The organism is Streptomyces sp. JJ66, assembly GCF_019303495.1.
GTDB lineage: Bacteria > Actinomycetota > Actinomycetes > Streptomycetales > Streptomycetaceae > Streptomyces.
This window is the reverse complement of record NZ_JAEVFI010000045.1, coordinates 1-15,491: the sequence shown is the minus strand read 5'-3', so window position 1 is coordinate 15,491 and position 15,491 is coordinate 1. Positions and strand designations below refer to the sequence as shown.

General features: G+C 74.1%; 12 protein-coding genes. 5 read left to right on the top strand and 7 right to left on the bottom strand.

The window, feature by feature from the left end:
- Window positions 1-1,501 precede the first annotated feature (1,501 nt).
- Genes JJV70_RS21640 through JJV70_RS21630 form a run of 3 tightly spaced genes read right to left on the bottom strand, consistent with a single transcriptional unit; the run spans window position 1,502 to window position 5,481 of the window.
- Window positions 1,502-2,194 (bottom strand): TetR/AcrR family transcriptional regulator, encoded by a 693-nt coding sequence (locus JJV70_RS21640; RefSeq protein ID WP_219049727.1) that lies wholly within the window; start codon window positions 2,192-2,194, stop codon window positions 1,502-1,504.
- Between the two features lie 28 nt (window positions 2,195-2,222).
- Window positions 2,223-4,442, bottom strand: a complete 2,220-nt coding sequence (locus tag JJV70_RS21635; protein ID WP_219049726.1) for a YhgE/Pip domain-containing protein — start codon at window positions 4,440-4,442, stop codon at window positions 2,223-2,225.
- Window positions 4,414-5,481 (bottom strand): ATP-binding cassette domain-containing protein, encoded by a 1,068-nt coding sequence (locus JJV70_RS21630; RefSeq protein WP_219049725.1) that lies wholly within the window; start codon window positions 5,479-5,481, stop codon window positions 4,414-4,416. Before JJV70_RS21630 ends, JJV70_RS21635 begins: the two co-directional genes overlap by 29 nt.
- A gap of 140 nt (window positions 5,482-5,621) precedes the next feature.
- Between JJV70_RS21630 and JJV70_RS21625 the strand changes: the two genes are divergently transcribed.
- The 3 genes from JJV70_RS21625 to JJV70_RS21615 all read left to right on the top strand — a co-directional run bounded on the left by JJV70_RS21625 (window position 5,622) and on the right by JJV70_RS21615 (window position 7,827).
- A complete protein-coding gene (locus tag JJV70_RS21625; protein WP_306823510.1) occupies window positions 5,622-6,107 on the top strand; it encodes an SAV_6107 family HEPN domain-containing protein in 486 nt (161 codons plus the stop codon).
- A 44-nt stretch (window positions 6,108-6,151) separates the two neighbouring features.
- Window positions 6,152-6,901 carry a methyltransferase gene (locus JJV70_RS21620; RefSeq protein ID WP_219049723.1) on the top strand — a complete coding sequence of 250 codons (750 nt, stop codon included), beginning with the start codon at window positions 6,152-6,154 and terminating at the stop codon, window positions 6,899-6,901.
- 509 nt (window positions 6,902-7,410) lie between these two features.
- Window positions 7,411-7,827 (top strand): DUF3040 domain-containing protein, encoded by a 417-nt coding sequence (locus JJV70_RS21615; RefSeq protein WP_219049722.1) that lies wholly within the window; start codon window positions 7,411-7,413, stop codon window positions 7,825-7,827.
- Window positions 7,828-8,048: 221 nt separating this feature from the next.
- Here the strand turns inward: JJV70_RS21615 and JJV70_RS21610 are convergent, their stop codons facing one another.
- From JJV70_RS21610 to JJV70_RS21595, 4 genes are all read right to left on the bottom strand, one after another.
- Entirely contained in the window at window positions 8,049-10,466 is a 2,418-nt protein-coding gene (locus tag JJV70_RS21610) for a transglutaminaseTgpA domain-containing protein (protein WP_219049721.1), read from the bottom strand.
- Window positions 10,463-11,836, bottom strand: coding sequence for a DUF58 domain-containing protein (locus JJV70_RS21605; protein ID WP_219049720.1), 1,374 nt, complete (start codon window positions 11,834-11,836; stop codon window positions 10,463-10,465). Before JJV70_RS21605 ends, JJV70_RS21610 begins: the two co-directional genes overlap by 4 nt.
- A complete protein-coding gene (locus JJV70_RS21600) occupies window positions 11,836-12,849 on the bottom strand; it encodes a MoxR family ATPase (RefSeq protein WP_219049719.1) in 1,014 nt (337 codons plus the stop codon). Before JJV70_RS21600 ends, JJV70_RS21605 begins: the two co-directional genes overlap by 1 nt.
- 155 nt (window positions 12,850-13,004) lie before the next feature.
- On the bottom strand, window positions 13,005-13,535 hold the full coding sequence (locus JJV70_RS21595; protein ID WP_219049718.1) for a carbonic anhydrase: 531 nt from the start codon (window positions 13,533-13,535) through the stop codon (window positions 13,005-13,007).
- A gap of 431 nt (window positions 13,536-13,966) precedes the next feature.
- On the opposite strand from JJV70_RS21595, the gene rsmH reads away from it, so the two are divergent.
- Window positions 13,967-14,935: a 16S rRNA (cytosine(1402)-N(4))-methyltransferase RsmH gene (gene rsmH, locus JJV70_RS21590; RefSeq protein WP_219049717.1), complete on the top strand. Its 969-nt coding sequence runs from the start codon at window positions 13,967-13,969 to the stop codon at window positions 14,933-14,935.
- Window positions 14,932-15,309, top strand: a complete 378-nt coding sequence (locus JJV70_RS21585) for a cell division protein FtsL (protein WP_219049716.1) — start codon at window positions 14,932-14,934, stop codon at window positions 15,307-15,309. The genes rsmH and JJV70_RS21585 overlap by 4 nt, the downstream gene beginning before the upstream one ends.
- Window positions 15,310-15,491 lie beyond the last annotated feature (182 nt).

Genomic DNA, 15,491 nt, shown 5'->3' with positions numbered 1-15,491 from the left:
GCCGCTAGTACCCCTGCTAGACCTAGCATCCCGTGCTGCTAGGTCTAGCAGGGGCGGCGCCGCCAGCTCAGCCCCGGATGGTCGGGGGAGACGCCGAACAAGACGAGCACCCGGGGCCATGCGCCGTGGTGCTCCTCTTGATCCGGCTGCCGAACCAGGCGCACCACGACGACCCGCCACCCGCCTGAACCCCGACCACACCGCTAGCGGCTCACACAGAGCTACTGGTTACTGGGTAGTGGGGCGCCCCCCACTACCCAGTAGAAGGGGCCTAAGGCTGCCGCTGACGGCCTCCACCGGGCCTTTTCTACTGGGGACCCCACTAACCACTACCCACTAACCACCCCGCCCCGGTCACCAACCGTGAGCAGTCGAAGCGGACGCCGAGCCGCCGTCGCGCCCCGCACGCCGAGTTCGCGGTGAGGGCCACGCCGGGAACCGCGGGCGGTGAGGCGGAGCCACACGGGGCCGCGCCGGTGGGGTGGGTGCGGCTCGAAGCGAGGAACTGAAAGGACGCCCTTGCGGGCGGCCTTCCCCCCGGGCGCCTGACACGCCGCCGTGGAACCGGTGACGTACGCGACCGCCGGGCCGGTGGAGCGTCAGCGCGGCGGTCGCAAGAGCCTGACACAGAGCTACTGGCTACTGCCTACTGGCTACCTTGCCACTAGCCAGTAAACGCCCCTCAGACGGCCACAGGGGGCTCTTAAGCAGGGGGTTGCCACTAGCCACTAGCCACTAGCCAGTAACGTTCCGTGACGCTGCCCCGGGCGCGGCGAGTCGCACGGCTGCAACATCCCGGGCGCCCCCGTGTTCCAGCACAGCGAGAGACGACGCGGCGTGCCCCCCTTAAGAGCGTCGTGGCCCCGGACGGCTCTTAGGGGAGGGGCGGCAGCTGCGGAAGCCCCCTGCTAAGAGCCTCCCCGGCTTCCAGCACCGACCGGCAACTCTCAGCAGGGTGTGACGCCGGGTGTGACGGGGGCCGTCACACAGGTCAGTACCCTTGCCCGTTCCCACCTCGTTCGCCAGGACCGGCCCGGCACGGGCAAGAGGCCACCCGCGCGGCCGGTGGCCTCTTCCGCGCGTGCCGGACGCACCCGCAGACGCGTGCGGCACGCCCCGGGACGGCGGGAAGGCGACGGATAGGCGCCCGCCCGAAGGGCGGTCCCCCTTGTTCCTCCGTCCGAGCCGACGACCCAGGACGGCGGCACCGATAGCGGCCCAGCCGAGCGGGGCAAAGCCGCGTCCCTCCCGCGTTCGGCCCCTATGCTGTCCCGGGCCGCTAGCCGCTAACACGCTGGTCAACGCGGAAGCTGCCCGCTAGTGCCCCCGCTACGCTAGCGGGTGAACCTGCTAGCGGCCCCACCACCAGCGGGCGCCCGCCGGGCCGTCCGTGGGCCGTCAAGAGGCGGCCGACGACAACCAACGACGACCAACAATGACCGCTTCATGCCTGGCCAGGGGCTACGTCTGTCGCGCTGCCCCAGATCAGAGAGGCGGGTCATTACTTATCGCGCAACTGGGGCCGCCCGTGCCCGCCCACCCGGCCCTGCAACAGCAGCGACAGCGCGGCGTGCACCTCGTCGAGGGAGCGCTCCGGCTGGAACGCCTGCCAGTCCAGCGCCGCGACCAGGACCATGCCGAACAGTGCCGCCGCCGTGAGCCGCACGTCGATCTCGGGGCTCAGCTCGCCCTCCTCGACACCGCGCCGCAGCTGCTCCTCCACGACGGTGACGGCCTGCTGCCGCACCACCAGCAGCGTGGCCTGCCACGCCCGGTTCCGGCGCCACAGCTCGGCGACGTACAGCTGACTGAACGCCGGGTAGCGGTCGATGAAGACGAGCCCGGCGCGGACCATCGCGTCCAGCGCGTCCACCCGGCTGCCGCCCGCCTCCCGCGTGTGCGACGCCGCCTCGGACAGGGAACCGGTGAGCAGCTCCACGCCGTGCCGCAGCAGCTCCTCGAACAGCTCCGTCTTGCTGGCGAAGTTGTAGTAGACGGTGCCCTTGGCCACGCCCGCCGCCTCGGCGATCTCCTCGACCGAGGTGGCCGAGAAGCCCTGTTCGGCGATGAGCGTGACCGCCGCCTCGTACAGCTTCTGCCGCGTCGCGCTCCGCCGCGTCCGCCCGCTGTCCGCGCGGGGGCCGTCCGGACGGGGGCCGTCCGGGCCGTTCCCCTTGTGGGTCGTGCTGTTCATAGCCACGATGATCCCTCCCGACGCCGTCTCACAGCGTCAGCTCCGGGTGCAGGCGCTTGAGCGACCACACCGAGTCCCGGCGCGCGGTCCACGCCGTCAGGGCGAGCGCGGCGACGGTGTAGGCCAGCAGCACGGCGCAGCCGTGCCACACCGGGCCGAGGTCACCGCCGGTGATCAGGCGGCGCAGCCCTTCCACGATGTACGTCATCGGCAGGAACGGGTGGATGGCGTTGAAGAACCCGGGGCTGGTCTGCACCGGGTAGGTGCCGCCCGCCGAGGTGAGCTGGAGCATCAGCAGGCAGAGCACCAGGATGCGCCCGGACGGGCCGAACTGGGCGTTGAGCCACTGGACGATCGCCACGAAGCAGGCGGAGGCCAGCAGCAGGAAGCCCACCGTGCCCAGCGGCCGGAGCATGATCAGGCCCAGCCCCGGCGCCCAGTGCAGGACGGCCAGCAGGGCGGCCGTCTGCAGGGCACCGAGCCCGGCGACCGGCAGCCAGCCCGCCAGCGCGACCCGCCACCCCGGTGCGCCCGCCGCCAGCGCGCGCCGGTTCAGCGCGGGCAGCAGCATGTAGGCGACCATGGCGCCCACCCACAGCGCGAGCGGAATGAAGTAGGGCGCGAACCCGGTGCCGTAGTTGGGCGCGGCGTGCGCGTTGCCCGAGGCGAGCTCCACCGGGTCGGACATCACGTCGCTGCGGTTCGCGCGTTCCTCGTCGGAGTAGTCGGGGATCTTCTCGGCGCCGTCGTGCAGTCCGTCGGCCAGCTCTCCGGAGCCGTCGCTGAGCCGGACCATGCCACCGTCGAGCAGGTCGGCGCCCGAAGAGAGGTCGGCGAGGCCGCCGTTGAGGCTGCTCGCGCCCTTGGCGGCCGAGCCGATTCCGTGGTGCAGCTTCCGCAGGCCCTCGTGCACCTGCTGGGCACCGTCGTTGAGGCGGCCGATGTCCTTGACGGCGGTGTCGATGTCGTCGCCGAGGCCGGGGGCCTTCTCCTGCACCGCGCGGGCCTTCTTCTCCAGCATGGCGAGGTCCTGCGAGAGGTCATCGAGGTTGTCGTAGGAGTCGATGTGCTCCTTGACGCCGGTGGTGAGGTCGGCGGCGCGGCGGCTGTACCCCGAGTACCGCTCCAGGTCCGTGCACAGCTGCTCGGGGGACACCGCGAGGCCGGACGGCGCCGGGGCGGCTTCCGTGCCGTCGGCGTCCGGGGTGCCGGGCGTGCCCGGCTCGGTCTCCCCGTCCGGTGCCTGGGGCGGCGTGGGGAGCTTGGGGCCGTCCGCCTGGCACAGGTCGGCGTACAGCTTCTCGTTGCCGTCGGCGGCCAGCCCGGCCAGCTTCTCGGCGTTGGCGGCATCCTCCGGGAGCGCCTCGATGTGCTTCTGCGCGTCCGCCGCGCCGTCCGCGACCTGCCCGGCGATGGTGGCGATGTCCTCGCCGTCCTGCTGGGTGATCGGGCCTACGGCGTCGGCGATGGAGGTCACCTTGTCGGCGAGCTTCTGGGTGCCGTCCGCGACCTTTCCGGCGCCGTCCTCCAGCTTGCCCGCGGCCTCGTCCAGCCGGTCCACGCCGTCCAGCAGGTCGGCGCTGCCGTCCTTCGCGCGATGGGCCCCGTCGGCCAGCTCGCCCGCGCCGTCCTTCGCGTCGCCGATGCCGTCGTGCAGCTCGGAAGCACCCTCGGCGGCCTCTTCGGTGGAGCCGTGGATGGAGGAGAACGCGACGAAGATGTTGTCGAAGTAGCCGCGCGCGGTCTTGCTGGACGCCGTCGCACGCACCTCGGTGAACACCGTGCGGGCGATCTGCCCGACGATGTAGTTGTTGGCGTCGTTGGTGCGCACCCGCAGCGCGCCGGTCTGCGGGTGGTCACCCGAGCTGGAGGTGACCTGGGTGCTGAAATTCTCCGGGATCGTCAGCGACAGGTAGTACCGGCCGCTCTCGACGCCCGCCTCGGCGTCCCGCGCGCTGGTCTGGTGCCAGGCGAAGGTGCCGTTGTCGAGCAGCGCCTCGGTGAGGTCGTCACCCGCGGTGACCCGGCGCGACTCGCCGCCCTCAGACGGGGTGACGCTGGCGCCGGTGTCCTCGTTGACCAGCGCCACGGGTATGCGGTCCAGGCGGGAGTAGGGGTCCCAGAAGGACCACAGGTACAGCGCCCCGTAGAGCAGGGGCAGCAGGACGATGGTGACGAGCGCGGCCCGGGGGAGCCGGCCCCGGGTGAAGCGGCGCAGCTCAAGGGCGGCCAGTCGCGGGGAACGCATCCTCGGAGCCTCCTTCCACGGTGGCACGGTCGGTGTGGGTGTCTGCTTCGGTGTTGGGGTCGGTGCCGGTGCCGGCGGCGGGGTCGGTGTCGGTGTCGGCCTGGGGCTCCGGGCTGGGCGCTGTCTTGGCTTCGGGTCCGGCCTCTGCTTCGGCCCCGGGAGCGGTGTCCGGCCCGGCCCCGGCTTCCGCCGCGACAGCGGTGGTGGACTCACCTTCGCTGTCTGCTTCGGGTGGGTTCCCAGGCCCGGGCCTGCCCGCGCTCACGGGCTCGCTCCCGGCGGTGTCCGCGCCCCCGGATTCGGCTCCGGGTGCGGCCCCGGCCCCGGTACCGGCTTCCTCCTCGGCTCCGGCTCCGGCCCCGGCCCGGGCCGTCGCCCCGGCGGGGTTGATCACTACGGCGTCCTCCGGCGGTTCGGTGCTCACCGCGAGCACGGTCGTGCCCTCCTCGGTGAGGGAGCGCAGCAGCGCCCACACCTGCGCCCGTTCGGTGTCGGAGAGCTTCAGCCCGACGTCGTCCACGGCCAGCAGCCGTGGCCGGTCCAGCAGGGCGAGGGCGATGCCCAGGCGCACCGCTTCCATCCGTTCGAGCTCCCGGACGGGCGTGGCCGGGCCGTGGGGCAGGGCGTCCAGCTCAAGACCGGCCCGCTCCAGCGCCTCCGCCACCCGGGCCCGGCGCCGCGTGGCCCCCTCCGGCCGCCAGCCCTGCCGGTAGCGGCGCAGCAGGGCGCGCTCCCGCAGCTGTTCGCGCACCGTCCACGCGGCCTCCAGGTCCGTGACGCCGGTGACCGGCCCCAGGGACGCGATGCGCCGGACGGCGGCCATGTGCCGTGGCAGCCGGTGACCGCCCACCTCGGCGGAACCGGAGGTGGGTCGCATGCGACCGGTGAGAGTCAGCAGCAGGCACGTCCGCCCGGTGCCGGAGGGCCCGGTGATGGCGACGAGCGATCCCGGCTCCGCCGACACGTTCACCCCCTCGAACACGGTGCCCTTCGGGCCGCGTAGCCCCAGGTCGTCGGCGGTGATCGCCGCGCCGTCCATGCCGTCCCCTCCTTTTGAACTGACCGGTCAGTGCAAAAGCGTAGCAGCAGTTCAACGGCGATTGTCAGTGGGGCAGTCCACGATGTGCGGTACGACCGATGAGTGCCCATCAGGGCCAGGAAGCGAAGGAGGCACCAGTGATGAAACTGAGCGGGCCCCCGAGCGACATCCACCCCGTGCTGCGCCGCGCGGCCGCGCCGCCCGCCGCACTCGACCTGCTGTCCCAGGCCCAGCACGGCCTGGACGAGGCCGCCGCCCACGAGCTGCCGGGAGACCGGTACGCTACCGCGCATTTGGCCGCCCTGCGGACCGCCGCAGCGGTGCTCGCCGTGCGCGGGCGGCCGGAGAGCACGGAGCGCGCCCGGCGGCGCATCCGCAGCGCGTGGGACGTGCTGCCGGAGGTGGCCCCCGAGCTGAGCGAGTGGTGCGCGCTGTTCGCCTCCGGTGCCCAGCGGCGGGCGCGCGCCGAAGCGGGCATACGCGGCGCGGTCACCCCCCGGGAGGCCGACGACCTGCTGCGCGCCGCCGGGATGTTCCTGCGCCTGGTGGAACGGCTGCTCCGCACCCAACCCGCCTTCCCGCGCGCCCGGGTGGACGCGGAACCATCAGCAGCCCCCAGGTCATAGGGTGGGGGCTGCCAGGTCAGCACGTTCGCCGCCGAGGAGCCGACATGTCCCGCCCCCGCGCAGCTCTCCGTACCGCCGTGGTCTGGGAGGTGCTGCGCGACGCGCTTGACCGCCGCTCCGAGGCCGTGGGCCGCCCCGTGCTGGACGTCCTGGACACCGGCGGCGGCTCCGGCCACTTCGCGGTGCCCCTCGCGCGGCTGGGCCACCGCGTCACCGTGGTGGACCCGAGCCCGAACGCGTTGTTCGCCCTGGAGCGCCGCGCCGCCGAGGAGGACGTGGCCGACCTGGTGCGCGGCGTACAGGGTGACGCGCACGGCCTGTTCGACGTGGTGGAGCCCGCCCAGTACGACGCGGTGCTCTGCCACGGCGTGCTGGAGTACGTGGACGACGCGGCCGAGGGCCTGCGCAACGCGGTGGCCGCGCTGCGTGCCGAGGGCGGTGTGCTGAGCGTCCTGGCGGCCGGGCTCGGTGGCGCGGTGCTGGCCCGTGCGCTGGCCGGGCACTTCACCGACGCCCGCCACGCCCTCACCGACCCGCAGGGCCGCTACGGCGACTCCGATCCGGTGCCGCGCCGCTTCACCGCGGAGCAGCTTTCCGCACTGGTGGAGGAGACGGGTCTGCGGGTGCGCGGCGTGCACGGCGTGCGCGTCTTCAGTGACCTGGTGCCCGGCGCCCTGGTCGATGCCGAGCCGGGCGCTCTGGAGGCGCTGGCCCAGCTGGAGGCCGCCGCCGCCGAGCTGCCCGCCTTCCACGCCGTGGCCACGCAGCTGCACGTGCTCGCCGAAGTCCGCTGACCCCGCCGAGCTGCCGCCTGCCGCCGCGTTGCCGGTGCCGTGTTCCCCCGGGACGCCGGGGCCGCGCCCGTGCCGCCGGGGCCGCGCCCGCGCCCACGATGCCCGCCCCCCATCCGTGGGACGCCTGAGCCGCCACCGGAGCCCCTGCGCGGGCGCGCCCGTGACGCCGGCGCGGGGTGCGTCGTTCCGTTTCCTGAGGCGTGTATCACCCAGCGCCACGGGGGTACGCGCATCCATGGCAGCCGAAACGCCATGATCAGGGTGGTGCCGTCGCCCACACCCTCGCCGTCGCCGCCCGAACAGCGCAACGTCGCCGTATGATCGGAGGACACCATCCGGGCATGGTGGAACGGAAGCAGGGGAATGAACACGCCACTGCGACGCACCGCCATACCGGGCCTGATGGGAGGAAAAGGCGCTGAGGGGCGGGTTTCACGGGGGCGATTCCCTGCCTATCCTTGAAGGGTCGCACCCGGTCGCCCCCGCGACCGACGAGTAGGAGGACTCCCGTGCCGCTCTCTGAGCACGAGCAGCGCATGCTCGAGCAGATGGAGCGAGCGCTGTACGCCGAAGATCCCAAGTTCGCGACAGCGCTCGAGGGTAGTGGCCGCGCGCCGACCCGCCGGAGGGTCTATCAGGCGGTCGCGGGCTTTCTGGTGGGTATCGCCCTCCTCATGGGAGGCATGGTCACGCAGACCATCTGGGTCAGTGTCGTCGGCTTCCTGGTGATGCTCGGCTGCGCCGTCCTGGCCGTCACCGGCTGGCGCAAGGGGCCCCAGAACGGTTCCGAGGGCGAGGAACCTGGGCACGGCCGCCGCCATTCCGGCCGCCGCCGGGGCAGTCATTCCGGGGGTCGGCAGCCACGGCGCTCGATGATGAACCGTATCGAGGACCGCTGGCAGCGCCGCCGCGACGAACAGCAGTAGACCCGGCGCCCACGGCGACGGGACGGGATACCGGCTGGAGTCCGCCCAAGGCCCGCCCCGCGTGCGCCGCACGAGCACAGCGCCTCAGCACACGCTCCCAGCGACCCAGCACAAGCAGTACGGTCCTCCACCGTCAGCACGGGTGAAGGGGCCGCCCCGGCTCGGGGCGGCCCCTTCACCCGTGTTCACCCATGCGTGCTGCCCGGTGCCGGGGCGCCCCCTCACCCGCGCCGGGAGGACACCCGTGCGGCGGCGGCCGACGCCCGGCCGAGGAGACCGCGCTGCCAGTCGAGGAACGCCGTCCACCTCTCCGTGGCCGCCCACAGCACCCGCATGGCCGAACGTGGCAGCAGCAGGGCACGCAGCCGCGTTCCGCGTCCGGCCGCCGCGTGCAGCCCGGCCCGTACCCGGCGTACGTCTTCGGCCAGCCCCCCGGCGGGTTCCGGCTCCGGCGCGTACAGCGCCCGCTCGACGGCCCCGGTCACCCGGTGCACCGCCGCGGCCTGCTCCCCTTCCAGCCGTCCGCCGTCCACGATGGCCGCGGCGGCCTGGCGCGGGGTGGCCGACTCCTCGGGCGGCACGCCGTAGTCCCAGGCGGTGTCCCGCAGTTCGCGCCAGGCGGCCAGGGTCCGCGCTCCCCGGTCCAGCGCGGCGGCCCCGGCGCCGATACGGCGGCGGCGTACCGACAGCCGCCACAGCAGCGGCGCCAGCAGCAGCGTCAGCACCGCGAACGCGATGCCGGTGCCGAGGGCGAGCGCGCGCCACGGGCCGCTGCCCGCACCGGCCGCGCCCAGGTCGTCCATCCGGTCGCACTCGCCGCGCCACGCCAGCTCCCGGGGGCACTCCCGCTCCGCCTCGCCCGGGGTCACCGGCTCGGCGCTCTCCTGCGGCTGCGGCAGTTCGGGCTCCTCGCTCGCGTCCGGGGCGGGCAGGTCGGGCTGGGTGTACTGCGGGGTGCTGCCGCGCGAGGGCGTGGGCTCGAACCGGGTCCAGCCGACGCCCTCGAAGTACAGCTCCGGCCAGGCGTGCGCGTCCCGCAGGCCCACCTCGCGGGTGTCGCCGGGCGCGGCCATGCCCGGGGTGAAGCCCACCGCGACCCGGGCCGGAATGCCCAGCGTGCGGGACATGGCCGCCATGGAGAACGCGAAGTGGACGCAGAAGCCCTCCCGCTGCTCCAGGAACCGGGCGATGGCCTCGCTGCCGCTGCCCGCCTCCACCTGCGTGTCGTAGGTGAAGTTGCCCTCGGAGGTGAACCACTCTTGCAAGGCGAGGGCCCGCTCGTAGTTGTCGCCCGCCCCGCCGGTCACCGACAGCGCCGTCTCGCGGACGACGCCGGGCAGCGAACCGGGCACCTCGGTGTACTCGCGCACCAGGTCATCCGGTGGGGGTGGGGCGGCGGCGAGTTGTGCGGCGGTCGGCTCCAGCCGCAGGCTGCGCACCTCGTACTGGGCGCCGCCGGTCGTCTGGCCGTTGTCGCCGACGAGGGTGCGGCCCTCGGGTTCGAAGCGCCACCGCCCGTCGATGTCCACCCGCTGTGCCGGGTAGGGCATGGGCAGCCAGTTCTGTTCGTACCAGTCGGCGGCGGCGATCCGCGTGGTGACGGTCTCGCGTTCGACCCCTGGCGCCAGGCCCGGCGGTGCGGGCAGCGGATCGGGTACCCCGGTGATGCGGCGCTCCGAGGGAGTCCATGCCTCGCCGTCGAATTCGTCCAGCGCGACGATGCGCAGGTACAGGTCGCGGGTGTTGTCGGAGTCCGTCTCGTAGGTGAGGACGGTGCGGTTCTCCGGCTGGTTCAGGCTGTCCTGCAGCGCCACCAGCGGGTTGACGGCCGAGACCGTGCCGCCGCCGGGACCCCGCCCGCCGCCGTCTGGACCTGTCGGTCCCAGCAGGCCGGTGCCCAGCGCGGGCAGCGCCGCCGGGACCAGCAGGGCCAGACCCAGGGCCGTGGCGCCGATCCGGCGTCCGGTGCGCACCGGGGACGCGGTCCGGCCACCGGGCCGCGCGTCAGCCGGGCCGCCCGGCCCGGAGCCGCCCGCGCTGAGCCCGGTGAACACCTGGCCCCACCGGGCGAGCCGGTCCCGGCTTTCGGCCAGGAGCAGCAGCAGGTAGCCCGCCGCCGCGCACAGGAACCACAGCCAGTGGCCGCTGCCCTGCCCGCTGAGTCCGGCCGCCACCGAGTACAGCGCGAGGAGCGGCAGCCCGGCCGGGGCGGCACTGCGGTAGGTCACCGCCAGCAGGTCCACCATGAGCCCGATGACCAGCACCCCGCCGACCAGGAACAGCCGTATCCCCTCGGTGACCGGGGCGGGGGCCGCGAAGCGTCCCACGTCGTCGCCGCCCTGTACCAGCAGCGCGCTGAGGTGCTCGAAGGTCTGCGGCCCGGGCAGCACCCCGCCGAGCGCCGCGCCCCGGGCGAAGACGAAGGTGAGCAGCAGCAGCGACACCAGCGCCTGCACGCCGATGGTCAGCAGCCGTGGCAGCGGGACGCGCCGGGCCGCGGCCCCGGCCGCACCCTGCAGGGCCAGCAGCGCGGCCGCCTGCACCAGCCAGCCGGCGCCCTGGACCAGCGGGAGCAGCGCGGTGGCCGCCGCGAGGGTGGCCAGCCAGGCGCACACCGTGAGCCGGGTCTGTCCGCTCACCACTCACCTCCCACGGTGAAGGCCGTCGGCGAACCCCCGGCACGCCGGGCGGCACCGCCCGACCCGGCACCGCCTGACCCGGGGTCGCCCGGGCCCGTCGCGTTCGCGCGGTCCGCCAGCTGCCACAGCTCGGGCAGCGCGTCACCGGGTGCGCACGGCACCACCGTCCATCCCGCCTCGCGCAGCGCGCGCATGCGTTCCTCCTCGGTCTGCGGCGGCTGCAGGCCCCGGCCCGCCAGCGCCACCGCGGCTCCGGTGCGCTGCCGGATGCGGGCGGCGAGCGCGCATCCGGCCGCGTCCAGGGCGCCGAAGAAGGCGACGACCAGTCCCTCGCGCCCGTCGCGCAGCACGTCGTGGGCGCGGTCGAGCCCCGGCTCATCGGAGTGCTCCACCACGGCCAGGGTGTCCAGCAGCAGACCTGCGGTGTCGGAGGGGTCACCGTCCAGCGAGCCGCCGTCCAGACCGGGGACGAGCGCCCCGGTATCGGTCAGCAGCCGCACCTGGTAGCCGCGCGCCAGCAGGTGCACGGCGACGGAGGCGGCACCGGTGACCGCCCACTCGAACGGCGCGTCGGGCCCCGACCCGGACCAGGCGGTGCGCCGGGTGTCCAGCAGCACGGTGCAGCGCGCCTGCTGGGGCTGCTCCTCGCGGCGCACCATCAGCTCCCCGCGCCGCGCGGTGGAGCGCCAGTGCACCCGGCGCACGTCGTCACCGTGCCGGTAGGCGCGCGGGATGACGTCGTCGTCCCCGGTGACCGCCAGCGCCCGCACCCGCCCGTCGCCATAGCCGGCCGCCTCACCGGCCAGCCGTACCGGTGGCAGCGGCTGCACGGCCGGGATGACGGTCAGCACGTCCTGGGCGCTGAAGGAGCGGTTCAGCTCCACCATGCCGAACGGGTCGGTGACCCGCAGTTGCAGCGGGCCCAGCGGGTAGCGTCCGCGCAGGTCCGAGCGCACCCGGTAGGAGACCTCGCGCCGCCCGCCCGGCTCCACCCGGTCCAGCACGAAGCGCGGGCGCGGCCCGAGCACATAGGGCACCCGGTCCTGGAGCATCAGCAGCCCGGTGGGCAGCCGGGAGACGTTGTCGATGCGCAGCTGCACCCGGGCCTCGGCCCGCACCGGGACGCGCGCGGGCGCCAGCCGCCGCGCGCCGGTGACGCGGTGCCGGGTGCGGTGCAGCACCAGCACGCACACCAGGGGCAGTACCGCGAGCAGCGCCCCGACGCGCAGCAGGTCGTGCTGGCCGAGCAGGTACGCGCACACCGCTGCGGCGATACCGGCGGCCAGGAAGGAGCGCCCCCGGGTGGTGAGCCCGCCGAAGGAGGCCCGCAGCGACCCGCGTGCCTCGCCGTCCTCGCGGGCGCCGGACATCACAACCCCCGGTGCCCGGGGCTGCCCGGGGCGCCGCTGAAGGCGGCGGACGCGTCCGGCACCGGTGTCCGCCGCACGATCTCCACCACCACCTGCTCGGCGGTGCGGCGCGCGAGCTGGGCCTGTGCGGTCGGCAGCAGGCGGTGGGCGAGTACGGGTACGGCGAGCTGCTGGACGTCGTCGGGCAGTACGAACTCCCGTCCGGCCAGCGCCGAGGCGGCCCGGGCGGCGCGCAGCAGTTGCAGCGTGGCGCGCGGGGAGGCACCCAGCCGCAGGTCGGGATGGACGCGGGTGGCCGCGACCAGTTCGACGGCGTAGCGGCGCACCGCCGCCGAGACGTGCACCTCGCGCACCGCCTCGATCAGCTTGGCGACGTCGTGGGCGTGCGCGACGGGCTGCAGGTCCTCCAGCGGGGAGACGCCGCCGTGCACGTCCAGCATCCGCAGCTCGGCCTCGGTGCCGGGGTAGCCGATGGAGACCCGGGCCATGAAGCGGTCCCGCTGTGCCTCGGGCAGCGGGTAGGTGCCCTCCATCTCCACCGGGTTCTGGGTGGCGACGACCATGAACGGGTCGGGCAGCGGATAGGTCGTCCCGTCGATGGTGACCTGCCGCTCCTCCATGGACTCCAGCAGCGCGGACTGCGTCTTGGGCGAGGCCCGGTTGATCTCGTCGCCGATGACGATCTGCGCGAAGATCGCACCCGGCTTGAACTCGAACTCGCGCCGCTCCTGGTCGTAGACGCTGACGCCGGTGATGTCGGAGGGCAGCAGGTCGGGGGTGAACTGGATGCGGCGCACCGAGCAGTCCACGGACCGGGCCAGCGCCTTGGCCAGCATCGTCTTGCCGACGCCGGGCACGTCCTCGATCAGCAGGTGCCCCTCGGCCAGCAGCACGGTCAGCGACAGCCGTACGACGTCGGGCTTCCCCTCGATCACGCTCTCCACCGAGCGGCGTACCTGGTCCGCTGTGGTGGTCAGATCACTGAGGTTCGCTCGTGCGTCATAGGTCGTCACCCGGCCCTCCTAGGCCCGTTCCCACGGCCGGGCCTCACGGGTCACAAGGCCGGCCCACCGAAGAACTACCGCGGCTCACCCGCCTGCCCGTACCTGGTCGGCGCGGCGGCGGAAAGCCGTGCGCGGCTCATTCTTCACGGACACCGGGGCCCGCGTCACCCGCCCGGGTGAGTCCCGGCGTCGATCTCGCGCAGCAGGCCGGTCGCCACGTCGAAGACGAAGCCGCGTACGTCATCAGTGTGCGGCAGGAATGGCGAGGTGCGGACCCGCTCGATGGACTGCCGCACGTTCTGGTCGAGATCCTGGAACGACTCCACCGCCCACGCCGGACGCTGCCCGACCTCCAGCTCCAGCTCGTGCCGGAAGTCCTCGGTGAGCGTGAGCAGGCCACAGCCGGTGTGGTGGATGAGGACCACTGACGTGGTGCCCAGCTTGCGCTGACTGATCGTCAGCGAGCGGATGGTGTCCTCGGTGACGACGCCGCCCGCGTTGCGCAGGGTGTGGCAGTCGCCCAGGTTCAGGCCGAGCGCGGCGGGCAGGTCCAAACGCGCGTCCATGCACGTCACCACGGTGACCTTCCGGGCCGGTGCGGCGGCGAGCCCCGGGTCGGTGAAGCGGGCGGCGTACTCGGCGTTGGCGGCGACGAGCTGATCGGTGACCGTGCGGGAGTCAGGAGACGTCGGCATGGAGGTGACGGTAGCCGGGACTCGGCTCCTCGGAGCGTTGTGAGGTCGGGCATCGGGGCAGGAAACGGGTGAGGCAACCCGTTCGTGTGAGGTAACGCACAGGCGTGCCCGGCCGGGTGCGGTGCCGGGACGCCGGGTTCCCCGCCCGCGTCATCCGCGCACCCCCGCGCGGTCCGCGCGCCCCGGCGGCGACGGTGGTCAGGACGCACCACCGACGCCGGTCAGGACGCGCCCCAGGGGTTGATTGACCGAGCGGACCTCTGGACTAGAGTGACGCGCACGGGAGCCACCGCGAACACCACCCGGCACAACCGTTCCAGCCCGCACTCCCCGCACACCGTCCGCCGTCCCGCAGGGCGGGCGCCGCGCGGCGGCCCTGCGGCCCCGGCCGGACACGCGGGGCGAACCGAGCCGGATCTGTGAGAGGGCGCATGACACACAGCAGCGAGGACCGGCACGTTCCCGTCATGCTCCAGCGCTGCCTGGAACTGCTGCGCCCCGCCCTGGAGAGCCCCGGCGCCGTCGTCGTTGACTGCACCGCCGGCCTCGGCGGCCACAGCGAAGCCCTGCTGGAAGCCTTTCCCGAGGCCCGCCTCATCGCCCTGGACCGCGACCCGGCCGCGCTGAAGCTGGCGGGGGAGCGGCTGGCCCGGTTCGGTGAGCGGGCCACGCTCGTGCACGCCGTCTACGACGAACTGCCCGACGTCCTGCGCGAGCTGGACATCCCCCGCGTCCAGGGCGTCCTGTTCGACCTTGGCGTGTCCTCCATGCAGCTGGACGAGGCCGAGCGCGGCTTCGCCTACGCCCAGGACGCGCCGCTGGACATGCGCATGGACCAGACCCGTGGCAGCTCCGCGGCCGACGTGCTCAACACCTACCCGCCGGGCGAACTGGTGCGCATCCTGCGGACGTACGGCGAGGAGAAGCAGGCCCGGCGCATCGTCGAAGCCGTCGTCCGGGAACGGGCGCACACCCCGCTGCGCACCAGCGCCCGCCTGGTCGAACTGATCCGCGAGGCACTGCCGCAGGCCGCCAAGCGCACCGGCGGCAACCCGGCCAAGCGCACCTTCCAGGCGCTGCGCATCGAGGTCAACAGCGAACTGTCGGTGCTGGAGCGCGCGGTGCCCGCGGCCGTGGACGCGCTCGCCGTGGACGGCCGCATCGCCGTACTGTCCTACCACTCGCTGGAGGACCGGCTGGTCAAGCAGGTGTTCGCCGCGGGGGCCGCCAGCACGGCACCGCCCGGTCTGCCCGTCGTCCCCGAGCGCTACCAGCCCCGGCTGGAACTGCTCACCCGGGGCGCCGAACTGCCCACCGAGGAAGAGGTCGCCCGCAACCGCCGCGCCGCCCCGGCCCGGCTGCGCGGCGCCCGCCGCGTCCGGGAGGTGGTGCGGGCATGACCCCGCGTACCCCGGGGCGCCGGTGGCCAGCCTTCGGCCGCCTGCTGCCCTCCGGCGGCTCTACCGCCGCCCGCACCCCGTTCGTGCTGCTCGTCGTCGTCCTGCTGGGCTCGGGGCTGCTGGCTCTGCTGCTGCTCAACGCCGCCGTCAACCAGGGGTCCTTCGAGCTGAGCAGGCTGGGGCAGGAGACCAAGGAACTGCGGGACGAGGAACAGGCGCTCCAGCAGGACGTGGACGCCTACTCCGGCCCCGGCGCGCTGGACCGCCGGGCGCGTGAACTCGGCCTGGTGCCCGGCGGGGCCCCGGCGTTCCTCGAACCGGACGGGACCGTGCGGGGCGAACCCTCACCCGCGCCCGACGAACCCGGGAGGTGACCGGAGTGCGTGGCGTCCGCGACGTACACGACCTGCGTTCCGTGGTGGGGGCGCGGTGAGCCCCAGGGAACCGGGAGGCGACCAGCCGGGCGGCCCCGGCCGCCGCCGCGTCCCGCGCCCGGCGGGCCCCGCCCGGCGCGAGCCCCCGCGCCGGGAGCGCCCCGCCGGTGACCGCCCCCGGC